The organism is Erythrobacter litoralis HTCC2594, from assembly GCF_000013005.1.
Classification (GTDB): Bacteria; Pseudomonadota; Alphaproteobacteria; order Sphingomonadales; family Sphingomonadaceae; genus Parerythrobacter; species Parerythrobacter litoralis_A.
In genome coordinates, this window is record NC_007722.1 from 1,852,350 (window position 1) to 1,874,591 (window position 22,242).

A 22,242-nucleotide genomic window follows, 5' to 3' on the forward strand; every position below is an offset into this window, starting at 1 on the left:
CAGCCACCAAGAGCTTGCACCGGTGGCGACATGCGCCATATCGACACATCATGGCAGAATTGGTGATCAGGCGCGGGTTGGATGAGCCCGAGACCGGGGAAGAATTCACCCCGCACCGCCCCGCAAGGCCCGAAAAGTCGATGCCGGGCAAGAGGTTCGAACTGGTGTCGGAATACGAACCTGCGGGTGACCAGCCGACTGCCATCGCCGAACTGGTCGAAAGCGCGCGCGAAGGCGAAAAGACTCAGACACTGCTCGGTGTGACCGGGAGCGGCAAGACCTTCACCATGGCCAAGGTGATCGAGACGCTCCAGCGCCCGGCGCTGGTGCTGGCCCCCAACAAGATCCTCGCCGCGCAACTTTACGGGGAGTTCAAGAGCTTCTTCCCCCACAACGCGGTCGAGTATTTCGTCAGCTACTACGACTATTACCAGCCGGAAGCCTACGTCCCGCGCTCGGACACCTATATCGAGAAAGAGTCGAGCGTGAACGAGGCGATCGACCGGATGCGCCACTCGGCCACTCGCGCGCTACTCGAGCGCGACGACGTGATTATCGTCGCTTCGGTATCCTGCCTCTACGGTATCGGATCGGTCGAGACCTATTCGGCGATGATCTTCGATATCAAGAAGGACGAGACGGTCGACCAGCGCGAGCTCATCCGCAAGCTCGTCGCTCTGCAATACAAGCGCAACGATGCAGCGTTCCAGCGCGGCACGTTCCGCGTGCGCGGGGACAATCTGGAGATTTTCCCGAGCCACTACGAAGACCGGGCCTGGAGGGTCAGCTTCTTCGGCGACGATATCGAAGAGATCAACGAATTCGATCCGTTGACCGGCGAAAAAGGCGCGAGCCTCGACAGCGTGCGGGTCTATGCCAATTCGCACTACGTTACGCCCGGTCCGACGATGAAACAGGCGAGCGAAGCGATCAAGTTCGAGCTGCAGGAGCGGCTCAAGGAACTGCACGCGGAAGGCCGCTTGCTGGAAGCCCAGCGGCTGGAGCAGCGCACCAATTTCGACCTCGAGATGATTGCGGCCACGGGAAGCTGTGCAGGGATCGAGAACTATTCGCGCTTCCTCACTGGCCGCCTGCCCGGCGAACCACCGCCCACGCTCTTCGAATATCTGCCCGAGAACGCGCTGCTGTTCGTCGACGAAAGCCATCAGACGGTGCCGCAGATCGGCGCAATGGCGCGCGGGGACCACCGGCGCAAGCTGACGCTGGCCGAATACGGCTTCCGCCTGCCCAGCTGTATCGACAACCGCCCGCTCCGCTTCAACGAATGGGACGCGATGCGCCCCCAGACCTTCTGTGTTTCGGCGACGCCCGGAAACTGGGAGATGGAGCAGACCGGCGGCGTGTTCGCCGAACAGGTCATTCGCCCCACCGGCCTGATCGATCCGCCCGTGGAAATCCGCCCGGTCGAGGACCAGGTGCAGGACTGCATCAACGAGTGCAACGAAACCGCGAAGAAAGGATATCGCACGCTCGTCACCACGCTGACCAAGCGGATGGCCGAAGACCTGACCGAGTTTATGCACGAGGCGGGGGTGAAGGTCCGCTACATGCATTCGGATGTCGAGACACTGGAGCGTATCGAGCTGATCCGCGACCTGCGGCTGGGCGTCTATGACGTCCTGATCGGCATCAACCTGCTGCGCGAAGGGCTCGACATCCCCGAATGCGGGCTGGTGTGCATCCTCGACGCCGACAAGGAAGGTTTCCTGCGCTCCGAAACTTCGCTGGTGCAGACCATCGGCCGGGCCGCGCGGAATGTCGATGGCAAGGTTATCCTCTATGCCGACCGCATCACCGGCAGCATGGAACGCGCCATGGCGGAGACCGAACGCCGCCGCGAGAAGCAGCGCGCCTATAACGAGGAACACGGCATCACGCCGCAAACGATCAAGCGCCAGATCGCCGATATCGTCGCGCACACGGCCTCGCAGGACGGCGTGACTGTCGACACCGGCGATGACGAGCGCAACAACCTCGTCGGCCACAACCTGCGCGCTTACATCGAAGACCTCGAGAAGCGCATGCGCGAAGCCGCCGCCGATCTCGAGTTCGAGGAAGCCGGCCGCCTGCGCGATGAAATCCGGCGGCTCGAAAACGATGAGCTCGGCTTGTCCGACAGCGAGAAGAAAGCGCCGCTGGTCGGGCGCAGCAACGAAGGCAAACCCGGCACGCGCAAGATGCGATACGGGAAGACGCAGCGGAAGATGCGGTGATGCTGGGGATAAAAAAATTTTAAGAGCCCGCTAAGAGGGTTATAAGAAGGCTCTTGACGTGACCCCCAGCTTTCCCCCAGCTGGGATTAGAGCCGGGCGGTTGTTTTGCGCATAAGCGCGATTGAAGCAATGGGCTGCGTAGTGGAGCCCGTAGGGCGTAGCGAAGCAGGCCATTGCTTATCCAGTTCGGCGGCGAACGCCGCCGGTGTTGCGTAGCCAAGCGATGAGTGCGGTCGCTCCCGGTTGTAATCATCCACCCAGGCGGCGATCTCGACACGGGCATGGGCCATGCTCATGAACAGCGTCTCGTTGAGCAGTTCGTCCCGCATGCGACCGTTGAAGCTCTCGACATAGCCATTCTGCATCGGCCTTCCGGGCGCGATATAATGCCACTCGACGCCGATCTCGCCGCACCATGCCAGCACGGCGTTGCTGGTGAGCTCGGTTCCGTTGTCGCTGACGATCATGCCGGGCTTGCCACGCTGGGCGATCAGCTCGGTCAGCTCTCGAACGACACGGCGACCAGAGATCGACGTGTCCGGCACCGCTGCCAGACACTCCCTTGTCACGTCATCGACCACGTTGAGCACCCGGAACCTCCTGCCCGACGCCATCTGGTCGTGCACGAAGTCCAGGCTCCAGCGCTGGTTCGGTAAGGCGAGCACCGGAGCAGGTGCCCTCGTGCCGACTGCGCGCCTGCGACTGCGTCGACGCCTCACCGCCAAGCCTTCCTCCTTGTAGAGCCTCTGGGTCTTCTTCCGGTTGATCATGATCCCCTCCCGGCGCAGCAGGATGTGCAGACGGCGATAGCCGAACCGCCGTCGCTGGTTGGCCAGCTCGCGCAGCTTCTCACGCAGATCGGCGTCATCGCCCCGGGTGGAACGGTAACGCACGCTCTTGCGATCGGCATCGATGACACGGCACGCCCGCCGCTCGCTCATCCCGTGGCATGCCTGAAGATGAGCGACAGCTTCCCGCTGCGCGGCGGGCGTCAGAACTTTTTTGCCAGAAGATCCTTCAACGCCGCTTTGTCCAGCATCGTGTCGGCCAGCAGGCGCTTGAGCTTGGCGTTCTCGCTCTCGAGCTCCTTGAGCCGCCGGGCATCAGACACCTCCAGCCCACCATACTTCGACTTCCAGTTGTAGATCGTCGCTTCCGAAACCCCGTGTCGCCGGGCCAGGTCGGCGGTCTTCGCTCCCGCCTCCGCCTCCTTGAGCACGCCGATGATCTGCTCTTCTGAAAACCTCGTTCTCTTCATCTCGTCCGTCCTTCTGTCAGGGCCGGACTCTAATCCAACTTGGAGGAAAATCAGGGGGTCACGTCACTCTGAGACGAAAATATAACTCTGTGTTATTTGACACACAGGTCGCGTTTGTATTGTTGGTTGGCTGCATATCAAACGAGGCAGCCATGACCCGCATCGAAAAGCTCTACGCGAAACTGCTCGATAATCCGCGCGCCAGCATCAGCTTTCGCGATTTCGAAAAGCTGCTCAAGGCATTCGGTTTCGAGCATGACCGGACGAAGGGCAGTCACAAAATCTGGGTCCATCCAGACGTGCCGCGCCCGCTCCCAGTCCAACCTTCGGGCAAAGATGCGAAACCCTACCAAATTCGCGAATTTCTTGAACTGGTGGAGGAACACGGCCTATATATCGGACCGTGAACGAGCCTCACTATCATATCAATCTGTTCTGGTCCGGAGAGGACCAGTGCTGGATCGCCGATGTTCCGGACCTGAAACCATGCTCTGCGCATGGTGACACGCGCAGCGAAGCGATTGCCAACATCAACGATGCGATCCAAGGTTGGCTTGAGACAGCATCCGAACGCGGAATGCCGATCCCCGAGCCGCGCTATCGCCCCGCGATCTACGCCTGACTTGCTTCGTTCTTTCGCCGCTTTGACACTCCTAATCTCGACCGCCTGCCAGCCGCCGGCGGCGGACGATTACCTGGAGCGCGGGCTGGTCGAGGAAACGGTGCCGGAGGCATCGGAGCCGTTGCCCTCGCCCGATGCCAGCGATGCACTGTGGGCGCCGAGCGATCAGGCGGAGCGGCTGCTCTATGGCGTTCCGGGCGAGACGCCCTTTCTCGCCGTTGCCTGCGACCGCTCGGGCGGCGAACCGGTGCTGGTCTTCACTCGTTTCACACCGGCCGATCGCAACGCCCAGGCGATGATGAGCCTGGTCGGCAATTTTCACGTCGCGCGTTTTCCGGTCGATGCGACCGATACCGGGCGGGCGTGGTTGTGGCAGGGGTCGATTGCCGCCGACAGCCCCGATCTCAACACTCTGACCGGCCAGCGCGATGTCGAGGCGACCATCCCGGGGGCAGGATCGGTCATGCTGAAGGCGAGCCCGCGCATCCGCGAGCTGGTCAATGCATGCCGCCCTAGCGTTGCGCCTGACGCGGAAGAGGCCGAACGCGACCTTCCGGACGACGAGCCGCCCGAGGACCAGCCTCGCGCGCCAAAGTGACGAGGCTGTCAGGGCCCAGCAATTGCTGCAATTGGCGCGGCTCGGCCACACCGGGATCGTACCACAGGTAAAGCGGCACCCCGGCGACGCCTTGGGCGTTGAGGAATTCGGTGATCTCGGGCTGGCGCAGGGTCCAGTCGCCGCGCAGCGTAGTAACACCTGCCTGCTCGAACGCCTCGCGGGTCGCCTCGCGCTCGATCGCGACCCGCTCGTTGACCTTGCAGCTGACGCACCAGTCGGCGGTGAAATAGACGAACACCGGTGCACCGGAGGCGCGCGCTTCATCGAGCGCTGCTAGGGTGAATGGCTTGCTTGCAAGGACCGTCTCGGCCTGCGCTCGCGTCGGCGATTCGAAACTCGCCAACACCCCGACAGCCATCAGCACCGCGCCAAGTGCCGTCACGGCTCCACGCAATCGCTGGTTACGGCCACGGAACAGCACGGCTGCCAAAGTTGCGATGAAGGCGATCGACATCGCCGAGAGCGCGAAACCGACGCCCCCGATACGCCAGACCAGCCAAACCAGCGCCAGCGCGGTCAGCCCCATCGGAACGGCGAGCACCTTGCGAAATGTCTCCATCCAAGCGCCCGGTTTCGGCAGTAATCGTCGAAATGCAGGTATAAAGCCGAGCAGGAGAAACGGGAGCGCAAGGCCCAGCCCCAGGACGGCGAAAAGTAGCAGTGCGGTTTCTGCGGGCAGAAGCAGCGCCGCTCCGAGCGCCGCTGCCATGAAGGGGCCTGTGCAAGGCGTCGCAACGAACGCCGCCAGCAGCCCGGTCGAAAAGGCTCCGCGCGGGGTGCTGCCTTCCGAAATCGACAGGCCCGGCAATTCGAAAAAGCCGAGCAGGTTGGCGGTGATTAGGCTCGCCAACACCAGCAGCGCGACGACGACACCCGGCTCCTGCAACTGGAAAGCCCAGCCAACCTGCTCGCCCGCCGCGCGCAAGGCCAGCATTGCGCCGCCCAGCGCAACACAGGCGAGGATCACGCCTGCGGTGTAAGCGAGGCCTTCCATCCGCGCCTCTTGGGCTCCGGCGCCAGCCTTCGCGAGGCTAAGCGCCTTCAGGCTCAGAATCGGGAAGACACAGGGCATGATGTTGAGGATCAGCCCTCCGAGCAACGCTCCGCCCAAGAGCAGCCAGAGCGAGGGCAGTTCGGCATCGCGCGCCATCAGGACACGGTCGCCGCTTGGCACCTCGCCCGCCTCGGCGACGAAGCGCAGACCCTGTCCGCTCCCCAGCCTGACGATGCCTTCGACGGTTTCCGGCTGCTCCCCCGTCCGCGCCAGTGGGATTTCGGCGATCAGCCAGTCGCCATTGCGGCGAAAGCCCTGCGCCTGCACGTAATTCACCAGGTCGCGATTGGCGATAAAGACATGCGGTTCTCCCGGATCGACGGCTGCCGGGAGCGGGATGGCGAGACGCAGCAGGCTGGCGGTCTGCTCGAACCGCGCCGTGCTGTCGATCAGCGGGGCGAGCGCGCTACGGAATGCCGCGAATTCGGTGCCTGAAGCGGTGCTCTCGCCAACCGGGATCGACACCTGCAATTGCGCGTCCTCGGGCACGCAGATCTGGTCAGTGCAGGCAAGGTAGAAGGCTTCGACCGACACTTGCAAGACATCCGGCCCCGCATAATCCTCGGTCAGGCGCAACGGCAGCAGCACCGCATAATCGCCCTCGAAAATGTGGTTCATCAGCCCGTCGATCACCAGCCGCTTGGGTGTGGGATAGAGCGGCTCGCCGACGGACACACCTTCGGGCAGGTCCCACTCCAGCTGCATCGGCAGGCCCGCATCGCCCGGATTGGCCCAATAGCCGTGCCATTCCTCGGACACCGGCGCAAATTTGAAAGCGAGTGTCGTCTCGCCGCCCGGCGCAACCGGCCCCTCGGCCACCAGCGCCACGCGAATGTTCTGCCCCTGCGCCGCAGCAGGGACTGCCGCCAGCGCAGCGAGCAGCAGCGCCAGAAGCGCGAACATGGGAGCGGCAATGCGGCTGAAGGTCGATCTTGCGGAGGGCATCACTTCGGTCCTACTGCGCCATGTAAGTTTGAATGCAAAGGAATTCCATGGCCGAAACACGCGATCTGCTGATCCTGGGCGGCGGGCTTGTCGGGATGACGCTGGCGCTGGCAGCGGCGCGGCGCGGCTTCACCAGCCATGTCGTCGACCGCGCCGATCCGGCGGATGTGACGGCGGACGGGTTCGACGGACGGGCCACGGCAATCTCCACTGCAAGCTGGAACCTGTTTCGAAATATCGGCCTCGCCGACACGCTCGAACCGCATGGCTGCCCGATCGATTCCATCGCCGTCTCCGACCAGATGAAGCCCGGCCGGATCGACTTCCAGCCGGAACCGCACGAAGACTCGCTTGGTCGGATGTTCGCCAATCGCACCCTCAGGGTTACTCTGTTCGATGCAGCGCGCGCGGAAGAGAACATTGCGTGGCATGCTCCTGCCGAGATCGTCGATCGCCAGCGTGACGAGTTCGGTGCCAGCGCGGCCTTGGCCGACGGCACTGTGCTGAAGGGCCACCTGATGGTCGCCGCCGAGGGTCGCGGTTCGCCGACGCGCGAGGAGGAGGGCCTCAACCTCGCCAAATGGGATTACAGCCATCGCGCGATTATCGTCGGGCTCGATCACGAGAAGCCGCACGAAAACGTGGCTTGGGAGATCTTCTATCCCGACGGGCCTTTTGCGCTGCTGCCCGTGCTCGACGGGCCAAACGGCCAGCATCGCAGCGCGCTGGTGTGGACAGTAGACGAGGCCGATGCCGAAGGCATTCTCAAGCTGTCTGACCGCGCGTTCCTGGCCGAAGTCTACGATCGCATGGATCGCATGTTCGGCACAATCGGCCTGAATTCCAAGCGATCATCCTATCCGCTGAGCTTCCAGCACACGTCCAGGTTGACCGGCGACCGGCTGGCTTTGGTTGGCGACGCCGCGCACGGCATGCATCCGATTGCGGGCCAGGGCTTCAATCTCGGCCTGCGCGATGTCGGCGCGCTGGTCGAAGTGCTGTCGGAGGGCCGCAGGCTCGGCCTCGATCCCGGCGATGCGCAGATGCTCAAGAAATACGAGGAATGGCGCGCGCTCGATGCGCTGATGGTGATGTCGGCGACCGATGGCCTGACGCGGCTGTTCGGCGTGCCCGGCAAGCTCGCTTCGGCGGTGCGGCGGCTCGGCATGGGCGGCGTCCAGCGCACCGGCTGGCTCAAGGATTTCTTCATGAACGAAGCGCGCGGCGTGACCGGCGAGCGGCCCGAACTGCTGCGCCACCGCGCGTAATTTACTGCTCTACGGTTTCCTGCACCGGGCTCGGCTGGCCGATGCGGTTGCCTGCCCCATCGCGCAAGCGCCGCGGTTCGAGCACGGCTGCGGTCTCGATCAGGTCGAGCGCGCGTTGGGCTGCGGCATAGCGGCGCATGTCGGCGATCCAGCGCTCCGCCGCCGGGGCGCCGGGCATGTTCTGCACTTCCTCGATTGCGGCTTCGTAACGCCCGCTTTCGAGGAACAGGCGGGCCCGTTCCATCCGGCGGACGGGCTGCGGCGAAGGCGCGGTTTCACGGCGCACGATGAAGAGCTCGCTGAGCTCCCTGCGCAGGCGCGCCAGGCTCGGCTCTTCGTCGACAGTGCGCAATTGCGGCTCGAGCCCTTCGAGCCGCGCAATCAGCTGGTCCATCGTCACTGGGTCGCGCGACATCGAGATGATCGTGCGCACCGCATTGGGCAGCGCATCGCCGAAACGCAGCCGCAGCTGGTCGGCGAGGAAGCCGAGTTCGGCCCCGCGCTCGATGGCCCTGCGGGTAGCGAAGGCAATCAGCAGGCCTTCGGCGCGCGCGGCATTGCCGGCGGCGGCCTGCGCCTGGAGGTCGAGCTGGGTGAGGCGCTGCTCGGCAGCGGCGAGGCGTTGTTCGAGACCGCCCTGCTGCTCGGCCACCCGTTCGACGGCTTCGGTCGCTTCCTGCACCGCCTGCGATGCCCGCGCGCTGGGCGAAGGCGCGGGCGTGATATCGGCAAGCGATTCCTCGGGATCGAGATCGGCGACCTGCGCCTGCGGCGTTTCCTCTTCGATCGCGACGCTATCGAAGCTTGGTCGCCACCACAAATAACCCGCCACGGCGGCACCGATGAGGAGGATCATCAGCGCCACGCCGAGAATCGCCCGGAAAGAGCCGCCCTGCCTGGACTGCGTCAGAAAATCGTTCATCCCGTTCCGTTCTGTGACCCGCTGCCGCGCCTCGTGCTGCGCGATCTGTCATTCATGCCCGGGGGTTCTGGCACAGCTCGGCTGCCAATTCCAACACTGCGTCGTCGGTTGGCGATGCGGCGGTGTGGAGAGCTTTCCAGCCTTTTCCAGCCATTTCCGCGATCCTGGGCACCATCGCGACCAGAGAAAGCTTCGATGTGTCGAGCCCAAGCCGTTCGCATTCCTGAGAAAAATGGGCGGCCGTCTCGCCCGAATGGAGCAGCATGACGGCGTCCGCGTCGAGCAGGCCGGCCTGCGCTTCATTCAGAGGCCGGTAGGAGGCGCGATAGACGATCCGCGTATCCACTTCGATCTGCGGCGGCAATTCGAGCTCAAGATGCTTTTCTCCCGCCAGCCGCAAAAGCGAGCGCGGATCCGCTGCCAAACCTTCGAGCACTTTCTGCAGGCCGCCCGTCCCGGCCATTTCTACCTTCAACCCCGCCTCGCGCGCGACCTGCGCGGTCGTTTCGCCGACCGCGAGGACGGGCAGGTGCGCGATCTTTGCCAGTTCGTCGCCCGCGTGGCGAATAGCATTGGCGCTGCCGATCAGCAGGCCTTCGTAAGGCTTGGCTGGCGCGCTCCATGCGACCGGTTCGACCGTACTCAGCGGCATCCCGCGCGCGTTCAGGCCTCTCTCGAAAGCGGCCACGAGAGTGGTGGTGAGACCGGGCTCCGGGCGCAGGACAAAGACGGGTCGGCTCATGCGGCCCCGCCGAATACGGTGCGGATCGCCGGGCTGGCGCGATCGAGCAAGTCGGCAGCAAGCCGCTCGATCGCAGCGTAGTCGGCCAGTGCGAGTTCGCCTTCACCCGCTACCTTGTCCGTTCCATCCGGACTGTAGAGCGTAGCGCGGATCGACAGCCGATTTCCCATCGCCTCAGCGAGAACGGCGATCGGGCTGTGGCAGGTCCCGTTCAGTCCTGCGAGCAGTGCGCGTTCGGCCATGATCTCGGCGCGCGATGGCGCGTGATCGATCGGCGAAAGAAGCGCGCGGGCCCCGGCATCGTCCGCGCGACACTCGATGCCGATCGCCCCCTGCGCCGCAGCCGGTAGCCATTCGTCGAGCTCGAGCGGGCTACCGATGTCCAGTTCGCCGAGCCGCTTGAGCCCGGCGGCAGCGAGCAAGGTCACGTCCGCCTCCCCCGCCTCCAGCTTGCCGAGCCGGGTGGCGACATTGCCGCGGAAAGTCACGACCTCTACATCGGGTCTGAGACTGAGCATCTGCGCCGCCCGACGCGGCGCGCTGGTGCCCACTTTCGCGCCCTTTGGAATGTCTTCGATCCCGGCCGCGCCGACCAGCACATCGCGCTTGTCCTCGCGTGGCAGGATGGCGGCGATATGCAGGGCCTCGGGCCGGAACGTCTCGACATCCTTCATCGAATGGACCGCCGCATCAATGCGGCCCTCGCCCAGCCAGGCGTCGAGTTCCTTGGTCCACAGCGCCTTGCCGCCGATCTCGGCCAGCGGGCGATCCTGAATCTTGTCGCCACTCGCCACCACCGGGACCAATTCGACCGCCTCTTCGTCCCAGCCGTGCGCCGCGCAGAGGCGATTGCGGGTCTCCACCGCCTGCGCCATGGCGAGCGGAGAAGTGCGGGTTCCGAGGCGGAGGATGGGCGTCTCACTCATGCGGTTCGCTTGCCCTAGCGAGAGCTTCGTCTAAGGGGAAGCCGCATGAGGATAGTCCTCGGCATAGAATCGAGCTGCGACGAAACTGCGGCCGCGCTGGTCGCCACCGATCGCACCATACTGGCGCAGCATATCGCTTCGCAGGACGAGGCGCATGCACCCTATGGCGGCGTGGTACCCGAGATCGCCGCGCGCGCTCATGCCGAGCGACTCGCGCCGATGATCGAAGCGGTGATGCAAGAAGCGGGCGTCGACTACGCCGACCTCGACGCGATTGCCGCGACGGCCGGCCCGGGCCTGATCGGGGGCGTGATGGTCGGTCTGGTCAGCGCCAAGGCCATCGCCATGGCGGCGGGCAAGCCACTGATCGCGATCAACCATCTGGAAGGCCATGCGCTCAGCTCGCGGCTGGCCGATTCCGAATTGGAATTTCCCTATGCCCTGCTGCTCGTTTCGGGCGGGCATTGCCAGATCCTGCTGGTCGAAGGCGTGGGTCAATATCGCCGCCTCGCCACCACCATCGACGATGCACTCGGCGAAGCCTTCGACAAGACCGCCAAGATCCTTGGCCTTGGCTATCCCGGCGGGCCGGCGGTCGAAAAGCTGGCGCGCGACGGCGACGCGCAGGCTGTGCCTCTCCCCCGCCCGATGCTGGGCAGCGCAGAGCCGCATTTCAGCTTTGCAGGCCTCAAGAGCGCGGTGTTGCGAGCCAAGGAAAGCGGCGATCATGAGGACGCAGACATCGCAGCGAGCTTTCAGCAGGCAGCGGTCGATTGCATTCTGGATCGCTTGCAAGTGGCGTTGGGCGGGGATGACTGGCCCCCTGCGCTCGTCGTTGCGGGTGGTGTTGCAGCCAACCAGACGATCCGCGCAGCGCTGGAAGGATTTGCAGCAGATCGCTCGATGCGCTTCGTCGCGCCGCCCTTGGCGCTGTGCACAGACAATGCGGCCATGATTGGCTGGGCCGGGTGCGAGCGGCTAGACTTGGAACAGGACGATCCGCTCGATTTCCGCGCGCGGCCGCGCTGGCCGCTCGATCCGGAAGCGGAGCCGGTACGCGGGGCGGGAGTGAAGGCGTGACGGCAGAAATCGCAGTCCTCGGCGGCGGCGCATGGGGCACCGCGCTTGCGCAGATGCTCGCCAGCGACGGGCAAGATGTCTTGCTGTGGGCTCGAGAAAGCGAGGTCGTGGCCGAGGTCAACGCCGATCATCTCAACAGCATTTATCTGCCCGGTGCCCGGCTGGCCGAAAACATTAAGGCTACAGGCGAGGTCTCCGATCTCTCCGCCATTCCCACTCTACTCGTGGTCACGCCCGCGCAGCATATGGGCGCAGTGTTGAAAACGCTCCCTGAAAATCCGCGCGACCTCGTACTGTGCAGCAAGGGGATTGAGCAGGACACCGGGCGGCTCATGAACGATGTGGCCGCCGAAGCCTGCCCCGACAGCGAGATCGCAATCCTTTCCGGTCCGACCTTCGCGCATGAGGTCGCGGCAGGCCTGCCGACCGCCGTAACGCTGGCTTGCAGCAGCCGTGAGCAATGGGAACGGCTGAAGCCGCTTATCGCGCGGCCTGCTTTCCGTCCCTATTACAGCGACGATGTAAGCGGCGCGGAGATCGGCGGCGCGGTGAAGAACGTGCTCGCCATTGCCTGCGGCGTGGTCGACGGGCTCGGGCTCGGCCAGAATGCCCGCGCGGCGCTGATCGCGCGCGGCTATGCCGAAATGCTGCGCTTCGGCGAGGCTCTGGGAGCGCAGGCGGAGACGCTTGCGGGCCTGTGCGGGCTAGGCGATCTCGTCCTGACCTGTTCCTCCACCTCCAGCCGCAACTTCTCGCTCGGCAAGGCATTGGGCGAAGGGCGAACAGCGGCAGACCTGATGGCCGACCGGACAACGGTGGCGGAAGGTGCCTACACCGCGCCCGTGCTGGCCGAACTGGCCGAAGCGAAGGGCGTGGATATGCCGATCGTCCAGGCGGTCAATCGCATTATCGCCGGTGCAGACGCGCAGGCCGTGGTCGCACAGCTGCTCGCTCGCCCGCTGCGCGCCGAGCACGAGTCCGACGCTTGAGCATTACTCCGCCGCCCGGCCCGCCCACCAAACCGCCTGCCCCGGACGACAGCGCGGGCGACATGGCTGCGCTCGCCAAGGGCGGGCGGACCAATTTCTTCGGCTTCATCCTGCGTCTGGTCGCGCGGCTACCCTTCCTGTTTCTCGCCGGGCGGCTCTACGGAGCCGATGCCGTCGGGCGGTTCGCTTCGGCGCTGATCGTCGTCGAACTGCTCGCACTGGTGTGCTCCATGGGCGAGAAGCGCGGCCTGGCGCAGCGTCTGGCCGAAAGCGAAGAGCATCAGGCCAATCTGGTGCTCGACGGCTTCGTTGTCGCGCTGATGCTGTCGGGTATCGTCGCGACGATCCTCTATCTCTTCCCGCAGCCGATGTTCCCGAACGGGATGAACAGCGAACTCGATATCCTGCTGGTGGTGGCCATACCCGGCTACGCGCTGACCGAGATCGCGCTCGCCGCGCAAGCCTACAAGTTCGACATCGCAACGACTGTGCGCGCGCGTGCCGTGGTCGAGCCATGGACCATTTCGATCATGGCGGGTCTTTTCTATTTCTGGATGCCCGATGCCGGCCTCGCGTTGGCCTATATTGTCTCGATCTACGCCGGCTTGGTTACGGCGTTATGGCCGTTCCTGCGCACTTATGGCCTGCCGAGAGGCTGGCGTCCGCATCCTGTCTCCATGTGGCGCATGCTGACCCGCGCGCTGCCGCTGGCGGCAACCGATGCCGTCGAATGGGGAACGCGGCGGCTCGACATCTTCATCCTCGGCTTCTTCGCCTCCCCCGCAGCCGTGGGGATCTATTACATGGCGCAGCAGGTCGCGAGCCTGCCGCAGAAGCTCAAGACCAGTTTCGAACCGGTGCTGGGCCCGGTCATCACCAAGAACCTCAAGGTCAAGAATTACGCCGCCATCGCCAAACAGGTGTGCCAGGTCGGGTTCTGGATCATCGCCGCGCAGGCGGGGATCGCGCTGGCGCTCGGCATACCGGGCGAAGCCGTGATGGGCCTGATCGGACCGGAATTTGTCGGCGGTACCGGGGCGCTCGCATTCCTGCTGGCGGCCGAAGTCGTGGCGGCCACCGCCGTCGTTTCGGAAGCGGCGCTGGTCTATGTCGCACGGGTCCGCAACATGTGGATTTCGCTCGGCACGATCGCGCTGCAGGCAGGCCTGACGGTCGGGGCTTTGCTGATGATCGAACGCTACGCCTGGGGCGACGGTTTCATGGCGGCAGGCGCAGCGATTTCGCTCATGCTGGCGCTTGGCGCGGCCTCTCTGGTAAAGGCGCTGCTGCTGGCCAGCATTCTCGGTCACACGGTCAACAACTGGCGCTGGGCGCTGGTGTGGGCGGCAGCGCCTGCGGTCCTCGTCGGCTGGTTGATCACACAGCTTCCCCCGGCGCTCGAATGGGTCGAGCTGGTGGTGGGCATTCCGCTTATCCTGTGCACCTACGGCTATGTCATCTGGCGGCGCGGGTTCGGGCCCGAAGACCGCATGCTTTTCCGCCGGAATCTGGGCGGCGAGAGCGACGCCGACGCAGCCCCGCCCTCCAATCCTGCACAAAGCTGACACACGCATTCAGTAGGCATTCACGCCATTGGTCGATGCTGAGCCACGGGTTACGGTATCACTTGGGAGGGACTGCCTGATGCGTATCATCCGTTTTGCCACTGTGAGTATGCTCGCGGTCGCGCTTGCCAGCTGCGCATCGCAATCGAGCGAAGGCGAGCGTATCGTCGTGACGGGCAGCAAGGCCGATCGCTCCAGCGATGCATCGCCACCACCCCCACCACCTCCTCCTCCGCCGCCGCCATCTCCGGCCTACGCTGCGCAGCAGGCTGTCGTCGTAAGCGGGAGCAGGATTGCCTCCGAAGCAGCCGTAGCGCCCGACACGAGCGGCCAGCCGGCGGAGGCCGCTGGGCGCGAGTACCGCTATGTCATGCCGGTCATCGTGCCGCAGCCCGAGGATCGCGAGCGCTATGACGGCGAAGAGGTCTCGCCGGTCAAGATCGCGGCAGTCGAGCCGCTCTCCACCTTTTCTGTCGATGTCGACACTGGCGCCTATGCCAATGCGCGGCGGTTCCTGAGCCAGGGCCAGATGCCGCCCAAGGCCGCCGTGCGGACCGAGGAGTTCATCAACTACTTCCGTTACGATTACGACCGCCCACAGGACCGCTCGCAGCCATTCACAGTCAATTTCGACGCAGCGCGCACGCCGTGGAACGAGGATACGCGGCTGATCCGCATCGGCCTTGCCGGATACGATATCGAACGCAGCGAGCGACCCCCGGCCAACCTCGTGTTCCTGATGGACGTCTCCGGCTCGATGGGCCGCCCGGATAAATTGCCGCTGGTGAAGACCGCGCTGGCAGGGCTCGCAGGTGAATTGCAGCCGCAGGACAAGGTCTCGATCGTCGTCTATGCTGGGGCTGCCGGCCTGGTGCTGGAGCCGACCAACGACACCCGCAAGATCCGCGCTGCGCTCAACCAGCTGCAGGCGGGCGGATCGACCGCGGGCGGCGCGGGCATCCAGCTCGCCTACCAGATCGCCGAGGACAATTTTATCGAAGGCGGGGTCAACCGCGTGATCCTGGCCACCGACGGCGATTTCAATGTGGGCGTATCCAGCCGCGACGCGCTGATCGAGATGATCGAGAAAAAGCGCGACAGCGGTATCACGCTGACCACGCTCGGCTTCGGCACCGGCAATTACAACGAGGCGATGATGGAACAGATCGCCAATCACGGGAACGGCAATTACGCCTATATCGACAGCGCGCTGGAAGCGAAAAAGGTGCTGGGCGACGAAATGTCCTCCACCCTCTTCACCATCGCCAAGGATGTTAAGATTCAGGTCGAGTTCAACCCGGCCGTCATCAGCCAGTACCGCCTGATCGGCTACGAAAACCGCGCGCTGCGCGACGAGGATTTCGACAACGATGCCGTCGATGCGGGTGACATCGGTGCCGGGCATCAGGTCACCGCGATCTACGAAGTCGTGCCGGTCGGCACCAAGGGCTGGATCCCGCCGCTGCGCTACGGCGACAGGCCTGCGCAGGCCGCGTCCGAGCGCGCCGAGGAAGCAGCGTATGTCAAGCTGCGCTACAAGATGCCCGACGGCGAGACATCGAAACTGATCGACTATGTCCTCCCCGCCAGCACCTTGCGTACGGCGACCATGCCGCGTGGCGACTTTGCCTTTGCCAGCGCGGTCGCGGGCTTCGGACAGAAACTGCGCGGCGATCCGATGCTTGGTGACTTCGCCTATGACGATCTCGCCCGGCTGGCCGGCACGCAGCAGGACTTCTGGCGACAGGAGTTCGTCAAGCTCACCTCGCTCGCGGGCAGCATGGGTCGGAACGCAGGCGAAGGCAGCCAAGGCGGCGATTGACCCCCTTCCCTTGACGCCGTCGTCTGGCTAGTGGGACGGGCGTGAGCATCCGCCCGTCCTTCGCCATTCTTGCCGGTGCCCTTTTGAGCGCGATCCTGGGAATCGCCGCGGCATCGCAGACCGCCGCGCCTTACGTGGAACGACTTGCAGCGGAAGCGGAGGCGATCGCCGGAAACGATGTGACCGTCCGCTTCGCCGACCGCGAGGGCTATCCCAGCCGTCACGCCATGCTGACACCCGCACGGGAACTGGACGAGGGGCGACGCGCCGATCTGGCAAAGCAGATCGGGGCGATCGACGGCATCGGCGGCGTGCACTGGACCGACGGCACAATGCTGGCCGAAGCCGGCGAAGCGCCGCTCGAATCCCTGCGTTGTCAGGATGATGTTCAGGCGATCCTGACGGCCCGCACGCTCCGGTTCGAGGAGTCGAGCGCCGCACTTGCAGCCGGCGGCACGGAACTGCTCGACGAAGTCGCGGCGGCGCTGCGACCCTGTTACGGCGCCATCATCGCCATCACCGGCCATACCGATACCTCGGGCGACGAACCCGCCAATATCGTCCTGTCGCGCCGCCGCGCTGCCGCGGTCGAGCGCGCACTCGTAGCGCGCGGCGTTCCCGAGGAAAGCCTCCGCATTAACGGGCTCGGCTCGTCGCAGCCGGTGCAAGGCCTCGACCCCGCCGATCCCGCCAACCGCCGGATCGAGTTTTCGGTCGTCGCCAAGCAACGCGTGCGCCCCACACCCATAGATCTGCCGGGGCCGCGCTGACATGCCGATCTGGATCGAACTCGTCATCCTGCTGTTGTTCACCTATGCCATCGGGCTCGGTTTCGGCTGGCTGCTGTGGGGCCGCACGCCGATCGTGGCCGATGCGCCCGAACCGCTTGAAGATATCTGAGGAGCACTCCCCGTGATCGAACTCGTCGAAGCCAATTGGCCGGTATTCCTGATCGTCCTGCTGATCGGCATTGCCGCCGCCTGGTTCGTCTTCGTCGGCAGTCGCAAGACCCAGGTAACGCGCGACGAGAGCGGCGAGCCGGACAAGCCGGCCGCGCGCAACCAGGCGCTGATCGATTCCGAACCCGTGGTGAAGCGTGATCCCGTGCCCGAACCGACGCCGGTTGTCCCGGTAGCCCCGATGGGCATGGCCGGTGCCGGTCCGGCCGTAGCGGCTGCAGCGCAGGAGGCAGCAGCCGAAGCACAATCGCGCGACGACCTGACCCGGATCAAGGGCGTCGGTCCCAAGCTCGCCACCATCCTTCATGAAAAGGGCGTTACATCGTTCGAACAGATCGCCAATTGGAACGACGCAGATATCGACGCGATCGATGCCAAGCTCGGCCGCTTTCAGGGCCGCATCCGGCGCGATGACTGGCCCACCCAAGCACGTTTTCTGGCATCGGGCGACACCGCCGGATACGAGGCGCAGTTCGGCAAGCTCTGACCGACGACTCCCAGCCACGCGCCCTGCGGGAACCGATTGCACGCTGCCTCATTGATTGACTCAGGTCGTCAAATCGTGGGGGAGAGACCAATGGACATGCCTTTCGTAATCGTCGCCGAAGACGAAGCCATAATCGGCGCTGATCTTTGCATGACCGTGCAGGAAGCCGGTTGCGAAGTCGAAGGCCCCTTGCCGGACGTCTCCTCGACCATGCTGGCCTATCAGAAGCGCAAGCCGGACCTGGCGATCCTTGACGTGAATCTCGGAGACGACAATGTCTTCCCGCTTGCGGACAAGCTGATCGCGGAAGACGTGCAGATTATCTTCCATTCCGGCGCTTACCGGGAAGAAGAGATCGCCGAACGTTTTCCCGGAGCGACGCTGCTGCAAAAGCCGGTTCCACCGCAAAAGATGCTCGAGACGGTTCAACGCAAGCTCGACGAAGCCTGATCGCTGCCCTCCGTAAGACTTGATGCAGGGCTCCACTCCTGCGAAAGCGCAGCCACAGAAGTGACCGCCTGACCGCAGGAGTTTTCATGACTGGTATGGTGCCTTTCGCGTGGGACGATCCGTTCCGCCTCGACGAGCAATTGACCGAAGACGAGCGGATGATCCGCGACGCGGCGCATGGATTCGCACAAAGCGAGCTTCAGCCGCGCGTGATCGAGGCCTTTTCCAACGAAGTCGATGCGCCGGAATTGTTCCCGCTGATGGGCCAAGCCGGACTGCTGGGCGCGACGATCCCCGAAGAGTATGGCGGCGCAGGTGCGGGCTACGTGGCCTATGGCCTGATTGCTCGCGAGATCGAGCGCGTCGACAGCGGCTATCGCTCGATGGCCTCGGTGCAATCCTCGCTCGTCATGTATCCGATCCACGCTTTCGGTTCGGAGGAGCAGAAGCGCAAATACCTGCCCGGCCTGGCGTCGGGCGAATTGATCGGCTGCTTCGGGCTGACCGAGCCCGACGCGGGGTCCGACCCTGCCGGCATGAAGACTGTCGCGAAAAAGAACGGCGACGGATACATCATTTCCGGTTCCAAGACCTGGATTTCCAACTCACCCTTCGCCGATGTTTTCGTGGTCTGGGCCAAGAGCGAAGAGCACGGCGGCGGTATCCGCGGCTTCGTGCTGGAAAAGGGGATGGACGGTCTGTCCGCCCCCAAGATCGAAGGCAAGATCTCGCTGCGCGCCAGCACAACCGGCATGATCGTGATGGACGAGGTCAAGGTCGGTGCGGATGCGCTGCTGCCCGATGTGCAGGGTCTCAAGGGGCCTTTCTCGTGCCTCAACCGCGCGCGCTACGGCATCAGCTGGGGCAGCATGGGCGCAGCGGAATTCTGTATGCACGCAGCGCGGCAATACGGCCTGGATCGCCAGCAGTTCGGCGTCCCGCTGGCGAGTAAGCAGCTCTACCAGCTCAAACTTTCCAACATGATGAGCGAGATCGCGCTGGGCCTGCAGGCCTCCCTGCGCGTCGGCCGCCTGATGGACGAAGGCAAGTTCGCGCCCGAGATGATCTCGATCGTCAAGCGCAACAATGTCGGTAAGGCGCTCGATATCGCGCGGGCCGCGCGCGATATGCACGGCGGCAACGGTATCAGCGAGGAATACCAGGTCATCCGCCACATGGTGAATCTCGAGACGGTCAATACCTATGAAGGCACGCATGATGTCCACGCGCTGATCCTGGGCCGCGCAATCACCGGGTTGGCGGCGTTCTGATCTCGCACTTGCTGGCACGGCTGTCCTACACGGACAGGCCATGGCACAAGCGACAGATGGCTCGGTCTGGTGCATTTTCGCGGGGTTACACGTTGGACTCGGCACCTCCGCGTTTTTCTGCGCCTGGACGGTGGTCCATGCGGTCCATGTCTCCCCCTTCTGCGGGCGCGCATGGCGGAACATCTGCCGCTCCGGCCCATTGGTCGTTACAGATGAAACCAACGGGAGGACGCGCCGGATCATGAAGCTCTACGGGTATTACCGCAGCTCTACGAGCTACCGCCTGCGATGCGCGCTCGAGCTGAAGGGGCTGGATTACGAGAACGTGCCGGTGAACCTGCTTAAGACAGAGCAGAAGAGCGAAGCCTTCACCGCGCGCAATGCGTTCGGCAGCGTGCCGATGCTGGAGACGGACCACGGCGACAAGGCGCAGTCGATGGCCATCATCGAATGGCTCGACGAGGCTTATCCCGAAAAGCCCCTGCTGCCCTCCGACCCCGAACAGCGCTATCTCGCGCGCGAACTGGCCTATGCCATCGCCACAGAGCTGCACGCACCGCTCAACCTGCCCGTGCTGAAATTCCTGAAGGAACAATACGGCAAGTCGCAGGACGAGATCGATGACTGGTATCGCCACTGGCTCGCCCGCACGCTCGATCCGCTCGAACAGCGGCTGGCGCAGGTCGGCGCCGGCGATTTCCTGTTCGACGCCCCCGGCTTTTTCGAGGTCGTGCTGATGCCGCAGATGTACAACGCGCGGCGGTTCGCCTTCGATTTCAGCGACAAGCCGCACATGACCCGGATCGAGGCGGCTTGCCTCGCCCTCCCCGAATTCCAACGCGCCCACCCGGACGCGCAGCCCGACAATCCAGAACAGAAGGACAGCTGACATGAAGCTCGCCACCCTCAATGACGGCACCCGCGACGGCAAGCTGGTCGTCGTCTCGAAAGACATCACCCGCTATTGCGCGGCCGACAATATCGCGCCGACGATGCAACACGCGCTCGACAATTGGGACGAGGTCGCGCCCAAGCTGCAGGCGCTTTATACCGATGTCGAACACCAGACCGTGCCGTGCGAGCGCTTCCACGAACGCGAGGCGCATTCGCCGCTGCCAAGAGCCTATCAGTGGGCCGACGGTTCGGCCTACATCAATCACGTCGAACTCGTGCGGAAGGCGCGGGGTGCCGAGGTGCCGGAGAGCTTCTATCACGATCCGCTGATGTATCAGGGCGGCAGCGACGATTTCCTGCCCCCGCGCGCGCCGATCCCGCTCAAGGACACCGCCTGGGGCTGCGACATGGAAGGCGAGATCGCCGTCATCACCGACGACGTGCCAATGGGTGTCAGCTCGGAAGAGGCCGCCGATCACATCAAACTCGTGATGCTCGTCAATGACGTGAGCCTGCGCGGCCTGATCCCGGGCGAACTGGCCAAGGGCTTCGGCTTCTTCCAGTCCAAGCCCGCGACCGCATTCTCGCCCGTGGCGGTGACGCCGAACGAGCTGGGCGATGCCTGGAAGGACAGCGTCATCCACCTGCCGCTCAATGTCGACTACAATGGCGAGGCCTTCGGGCGGGCCAATGCCGGCCTCGATGCGACCTTCAGCCTGGCCGATCTCGTCGCCCATGCGGCAAAGACCCGCAATCTTGGCGCGGGCGCGATCATCGGTTCGGGGACGGTCTCCAACCAGGGGCCGGAGGGCGACCCCGGCAAGCCCGTCAGCGAAGGCGGGCTCGGCTATAGCTGCATCGCCGAAATCCGTATGATCGAAACCATCGCCGACGGCGAACCCAAGACCCGCTTCATGGCACCGGGCGATACGGTGAAGATCTGGATGGACGACGCAGACGGCCACTCGATCTTCGGCGCGATCGAGCAGGAAGTGGTGCAGGCCTGATGTTCACCGATGCAACCTGGCTCGACGTCTTTCTGCGCGGCTTCCTGCTGTCCGGCATCGGGCTGGTCTACGTGGTGTTTCTCGTCCGCATGATCGGCCTTCGGTCGTTCTCGAAGATGACAAACTTCGACTTCGTCATGACCGTGGCAAGCGGCTCCCTGCTTGCAGGGGCTGCCCAAGCGACCGACTGGGCCGGATTCGCGCAGGCCATGATCGCCATGACCGGCCTGTTCACGGCGCAGCTGGCCCTTTCCCGCTGGCGCAAGAACTCCGACTGGTTCGAGCAGCTCATGCAGAACGACGCGGTTCTGCTGATGCGCAACGGCGAGTTCTGCGAAAAAGCGATGAAAGAAGAGCGGGTGGCCAAATCGGACGTCATTGCGAAGTTGCGCGAGGCCAATGTGCTCGAGCTGTCCAAAGTGCGGGCCGTCGTGCTCGAAACCACCGGCGATGTCTCGGTCATGCATGGCGACGTGCTGGAGGACGTGATCATCGAAAATGTGCGATCGGTCGATTGACGCCCCCTTCCCTTGCGCCCCAAGCCTGCTAACCCGCGGCCTGTGAGCAAGCCGCGGACCGTGACCTTTCGTGCAGGCGACGACACCCGCGCGCTGCGCGATGCCTTCGGCTGCTTCGCGACCGGGGTGACGATCCTGACCACGACCGCGACCGACGGCGCGCCCGTAGGCCTGACGGTCAGCAGCTTCTCGTCGGTCAGCCTCGACCCGCCGCTGTTGCTGGTGTGTCCCGCACTCGACGCCGGCAGCACCGCCGCGCTCGAAGGCGCAAAACGCTTTGCCGTCAATGTCTTGGCGAGCGAGGACAAGGCGCTCTCGAGCCGTTTCGCGCGCAAGGGACTGGACCGCTTTGTCGAGAACGAGTGGCACCGCTCCGAACACGGCCTGCCGCTGCTCGATCGCGCTCTGGCCACTTTCGAATGCGAACGCCACGCAGTGCACGACGGCGGCGATCACCTGATCCTTGTCGGCCGTATCCTGCGGGCTGTGTGCCACCCGCACGACGACCCGCTGCTCTATTTCCGCAGCCGCTATCGCGGCATCCATATCGAAGATTGAGCCGCCAACGAAAAAGGGCGAGAACCGCAGCCCCCGCCCTTTCCTACTCGTG

General features: G+C 64.4%; 23 protein-coding genes. 18 read left to right on the top strand and 5 right to left on the bottom strand.

Translation table 11 applies throughout. From position 1 onward, the window contains the following. Window positions 1-50: 50 nt before the first annotated feature. Window positions 51-2,234 (top strand): excinuclease ABC subunit UvrB, encoded by a 2,184-nt coding sequence (gene uvrB / locus EL2594_RS08990; RefSeq protein ID WP_011414742.1) that lies wholly within the window; start codon window positions 51-53, stop codon window positions 2,232-2,234. Between the two features lie 86 nt (window positions 2,235-2,320). Here the strand turns inward: uvrB and EL2594_RS08995 are convergent. Continuing rightward, window positions 2,321-3,492 (bottom strand): IS3-like element ISEli1 family transposase gene (locus EL2594_RS08995; RefSeq protein WP_155805911.1). Its coding sequence is split into 2 segments (ribosomal slippage): window positions 2,321-3,240 and window positions 3,240-3,492, totalling 1,173 coding nucleotides; the frame shifts between segments, so codons are not numbered across the junction. 152 nt (window positions 3,493-3,644) lie between these two features. Between EL2594_RS08995 and EL2594_RS09005 the strand changes: the two genes are divergently transcribed. Genes EL2594_RS09005 through EL2594_RS09015 form a run of 3 tightly spaced genes read left to right on the top strand, consistent with a single transcriptional unit; the run spans window position 3,645 to window position 4,712 of the window. Continuing rightward, a complete protein-coding gene (locus tag EL2594_RS09005; protein WP_011414743.1) occupies window positions 3,645-3,899 on the top strand; it encodes a type II toxin-antitoxin system HicA family toxin in 255 nt (84 codons plus the stop codon). Continuing rightward, on the top strand, window positions 3,896-4,114 hold the full coding sequence (locus EL2594_RS09010) for a type II toxin-antitoxin system HicB family antitoxin (RefSeq protein ID WP_011414744.1): 219 nt from the start codon (window positions 3,896-3,898) through the stop codon (window positions 4,112-4,114). Before EL2594_RS09005 ends, EL2594_RS09010 begins: the two co-directional genes overlap by 4 nt. A gap of 22 nt (window positions 4,115-4,136) precedes the next feature. Next, the gene (locus EL2594_RS09015; RefSeq protein ID WP_155806024.1) at window positions 4,137-4,712 is read left to right on the top strand and encodes a hypothetical protein; all 576 of its coding nucleotides are present in this window, start codon (window positions 4,137-4,139) and stop codon (window positions 4,710-4,712) included. On the opposite strand, the gene EL2594_RS09020 is transcribed toward EL2594_RS09015, so the two are convergent. Further along, window positions 4,627-6,732: a protein-disulfide reductase DsbD family protein gene (locus EL2594_RS09020; RefSeq protein WP_041685221.1), complete on the bottom strand. Its 2,106-nt coding sequence runs from the start codon at window positions 6,730-6,732 to the stop codon at window positions 4,627-4,629. The genes EL2594_RS09015 and EL2594_RS09020 overlap by 86 nt on opposite strands. A 47-nt stretch (window positions 6,733-6,779) precedes the next feature. Between EL2594_RS09020 and EL2594_RS09025 the strand changes: the two genes are divergently transcribed. Then, window positions 6,780-8,000 (top strand): FAD-dependent monooxygenase, encoded by a 1,221-nt coding sequence (locus tag EL2594_RS09025; protein ID WP_011414748.1) that lies wholly within the window; start codon window positions 6,780-6,782, stop codon window positions 7,998-8,000. 1 nt (window position 8,001) lies between these two features. On the opposite strand, the gene EL2594_RS09030 is transcribed toward EL2594_RS09025, so the two are convergent. Genes EL2594_RS09030 through hemC form a run of 3 tightly spaced genes read right to left on the bottom strand, consistent with a single transcriptional unit; the run spans window position 8,002 to window position 10,590 of the window. After that, window positions 8,002-8,922, bottom strand: coding sequence for a hypothetical protein (locus EL2594_RS09030; RefSeq protein WP_011414749.1), 921 nt, complete (start codon window positions 8,920-8,922; stop codon window positions 8,002-8,004). A 52-nt stretch (window positions 8,923-8,974) separates the two neighbouring features. Further along, a complete protein-coding gene (locus EL2594_RS09035; protein ID WP_011414750.1) occupies window positions 8,975-9,664 on the bottom strand; it encodes a uroporphyrinogen-III synthase in 690 nt (229 codons plus the stop codon). Then, window positions 9,661-10,590, bottom strand: a complete 930-nt coding sequence (hemC, locus tag EL2594_RS09040; protein ID WP_081432302.1) for a hydroxymethylbilane synthase — start codon at window positions 10,588-10,590, stop codon at window positions 9,661-9,663. Before hemC ends, EL2594_RS09035 begins: the two co-directional genes overlap by 4 nt. Before the next feature lie 45 nt (window positions 10,591-10,635). On the opposite strand from hemC, the gene tsaD reads away from it, so the two are divergent. The 13 genes from tsaD to EL2594_RS09100 all read left to right on the top strand — a co-directional run bounded on the left by tsaD (window position 10,636) and on the right by EL2594_RS09100 (window position 22,190). Beyond that, the gene (gene tsaD, locus EL2594_RS09045; RefSeq protein WP_011414752.1) at window positions 10,636-11,670 is read left to right on the top strand and encodes a tRNA (adenosine(37)-N6)-threonylcarbamoyltransferase complex transferase subunit TsaD; all 1,035 of its coding nucleotides are present in this window, start codon (window positions 10,636-10,638) and stop codon (window positions 11,668-11,670) included. Continuing rightward, complete coding sequence (locus tag EL2594_RS09050; RefSeq protein WP_011414753.1) at window positions 11,667-12,659, top strand: NAD(P)H-dependent glycerol-3-phosphate dehydrogenase; 993 nt, start codon at window positions 11,667-11,669, stop codon at window positions 12,657-12,659. Before tsaD ends, EL2594_RS09050 begins: the two co-directional genes overlap by 4 nt. A gap of 62 nt (window positions 12,660-12,721) precedes the next feature. Then, window positions 12,722-14,224 (top strand): lipopolysaccharide biosynthesis protein, encoded by a 1,503-nt coding sequence (locus EL2594_RS09055; protein WP_011414754.1) that lies wholly within the window; start codon window positions 12,722-12,724, stop codon window positions 14,222-14,224. Between the two features lie 79 nt (window positions 14,225-14,303). Beyond that, window positions 14,304-16,046, top strand: coding sequence for a vWA domain-containing protein (locus tag EL2594_RS09060; RefSeq protein WP_011414755.1), 1,743 nt, complete (start codon window positions 14,304-14,306; stop codon window positions 16,044-16,046). 41 nt (window positions 16,047-16,087) lie between these two features. Further along, on the top strand, window positions 16,088-16,816 hold the full coding sequence (locus tag EL2594_RS09065) for an OmpA family protein (protein WP_011414756.1): 729 nt from the start codon (window positions 16,088-16,090) through the stop codon (window positions 16,814-16,816). 1 nt (window position 16,817) lies between these two features. Continuing rightward, on the top strand, window positions 16,818-16,946 hold the full coding sequence (locus EL2594_RS15745) for a hypothetical protein (RefSeq protein ID WP_011414757.1): 129 nt from the start codon (window positions 16,818-16,820) through the stop codon (window positions 16,944-16,946). A gap of 12 nt (window positions 16,947-16,958) precedes the next feature. Beyond that, window positions 16,959-17,492, top strand: a complete 534-nt coding sequence (locus EL2594_RS09070) for a helix-hairpin-helix domain-containing protein (protein ID WP_011414758.1) — start codon at window positions 16,959-16,961, stop codon at window positions 17,490-17,492. Between the two features lie 90 nt (window positions 17,493-17,582). Then, entirely contained in the window at window positions 17,583-17,942 is a 360-nt protein-coding gene (locus tag EL2594_RS09075) for a response regulator (protein WP_011414759.1), read from the top strand. A gap of 95 nt (window positions 17,943-18,037) precedes the next feature. Then, window positions 18,038-19,213 (top strand): acyl-CoA dehydrogenase, encoded by a 1,176-nt coding sequence (locus EL2594_RS09080; RefSeq protein ID WP_011414760.1) that lies wholly within the window; start codon window positions 18,038-18,040, stop codon window positions 19,211-19,213. 241 nt (window positions 19,214-19,454) lie between these two features. Next, the gene (gene maiA, locus EL2594_RS09085) at window positions 19,455-20,102 is read left to right on the top strand and encodes a maleylacetoacetate isomerase (RefSeq protein WP_011414761.1); all 648 of its coding nucleotides are present in this window, start codon (window positions 19,455-19,457) and stop codon (window positions 20,100-20,102) included. Between the two features lies 1 nt (window position 20,103). Further along, window positions 20,104-21,114, top strand: a complete 1,011-nt coding sequence (locus EL2594_RS09090; RefSeq protein ID WP_011414762.1) for a fumarylacetoacetate hydrolase family protein — start codon at window positions 20,104-20,106, stop codon at window positions 21,112-21,114. Continuing rightward, on the top strand, window positions 21,114-21,632 hold the full coding sequence (locus EL2594_RS09095) for a DUF421 domain-containing protein (protein ID WP_011414763.1): 519 nt from the start codon (window positions 21,114-21,116) through the stop codon (window positions 21,630-21,632). The genes EL2594_RS09090 and EL2594_RS09095 overlap by 1 nt, the downstream gene beginning before the upstream one ends. A gap of 42 nt (window positions 21,633-21,674) precedes the next feature. Further along, complete coding sequence (locus tag EL2594_RS09100; protein WP_011414764.1) at window positions 21,675-22,190, top strand: flavin reductase family protein; 516 nt, start codon at window positions 21,675-21,677, stop codon at window positions 22,188-22,190. Window positions 22,191-22,242: the final 52 nt, after the last annotated feature.

Coding starts and splice junctions, on each gene's coding strand:
- uvrB (WP_011414742.1), top strand. CDS start 51: ATGGCAGAATTGGTGATCAGGCGCGGGTTGGATGAGCCCGAGACCGGG.
- EL2594_RS09005 (WP_011414743.1), top strand. CDS start 3,645: ATGACCCGCATCGAAAAGCTCTACGCGAAACTGCTCGATAATCCGCGC.
- EL2594_RS09020 (WP_041685221.1), bottom strand. CDS start 6,732: ATGCCCTCCGCAAGATCGACCTTCAGCCGCATTGCCGCTCCCATGTTC.
- EL2594_RS09025 (WP_011414748.1), top strand. CDS start 6,780: ATGGCCGAAACACGCGATCTGCTGATCCTGGGCGGCGGGCTTGTCGGG.
- EL2594_RS09030 (WP_011414749.1), bottom strand. CDS start 8,922: ATGAACGATTTTCTGACGCAGTCCAGGCAGGGCGGCTCTTTCCGGGCG.
- EL2594_RS09035 (WP_011414750.1), bottom strand. CDS start 9,664: ATGAGCCGACCCGTCTTTGTCCTGCGCCCGGAGCCCGGTCTCACCACC.
- hemC (WP_081432302.1), bottom strand. CDS start 10,590: ATGAGTGAGACGCCCATCCTCCGCCTCGGAACCCGCACTTCTCCGCTC.
- tsaD (WP_011414752.1), top strand. CDS start 10,636: ATGAGGATAGTCCTCGGCATAGAATCGAGCTGCGACGAAACTGCGGCC.
- EL2594_RS09055 (WP_011414754.1), top strand. CDS start 12,722: ATGGCTGCGCTCGCCAAGGGCGGGCGGACCAATTTCTTCGGCTTCATC.
- EL2594_RS09060 (WP_011414755.1), top strand. CDS start 14,304: ATGCGTATCATCCGTTTTGCCACTGTGAGTATGCTCGCGGTCGCGCTT.
- EL2594_RS15745 (WP_011414757.1), top strand. CDS start 16,818: ATGCCGATCTGGATCGAACTCGTCATCCTGCTGTTGTTCACCTATGCC.
- EL2594_RS09075 (WP_011414759.1), top strand. CDS start 17,583: ATGGACATGCCTTTCGTAATCGTCGCCGAAGACGAAGCCATAATCGGC.
- EL2594_RS09080 (WP_011414760.1), top strand. CDS start 18,038: ATGGTGCCTTTCGCGTGGGACGATCCGTTCCGCCTCGACGAGCAATTG.
- maiA (WP_011414761.1), top strand. CDS start 19,455: ATGAAGCTCTACGGGTATTACCGCAGCTCTACGAGCTACCGCCTGCGA.
- EL2594_RS09090 (WP_011414762.1), top strand. CDS start 20,104: ATGAAGCTCGCCACCCTCAATGACGGCACCCGCGACGGCAAGCTGGTC.
- EL2594_RS09095 (WP_011414763.1), top strand. CDS start 21,114: ATGTTCACCGATGCAACCTGGCTCGACGTCTTTCTGCGCGGCTTCCTG.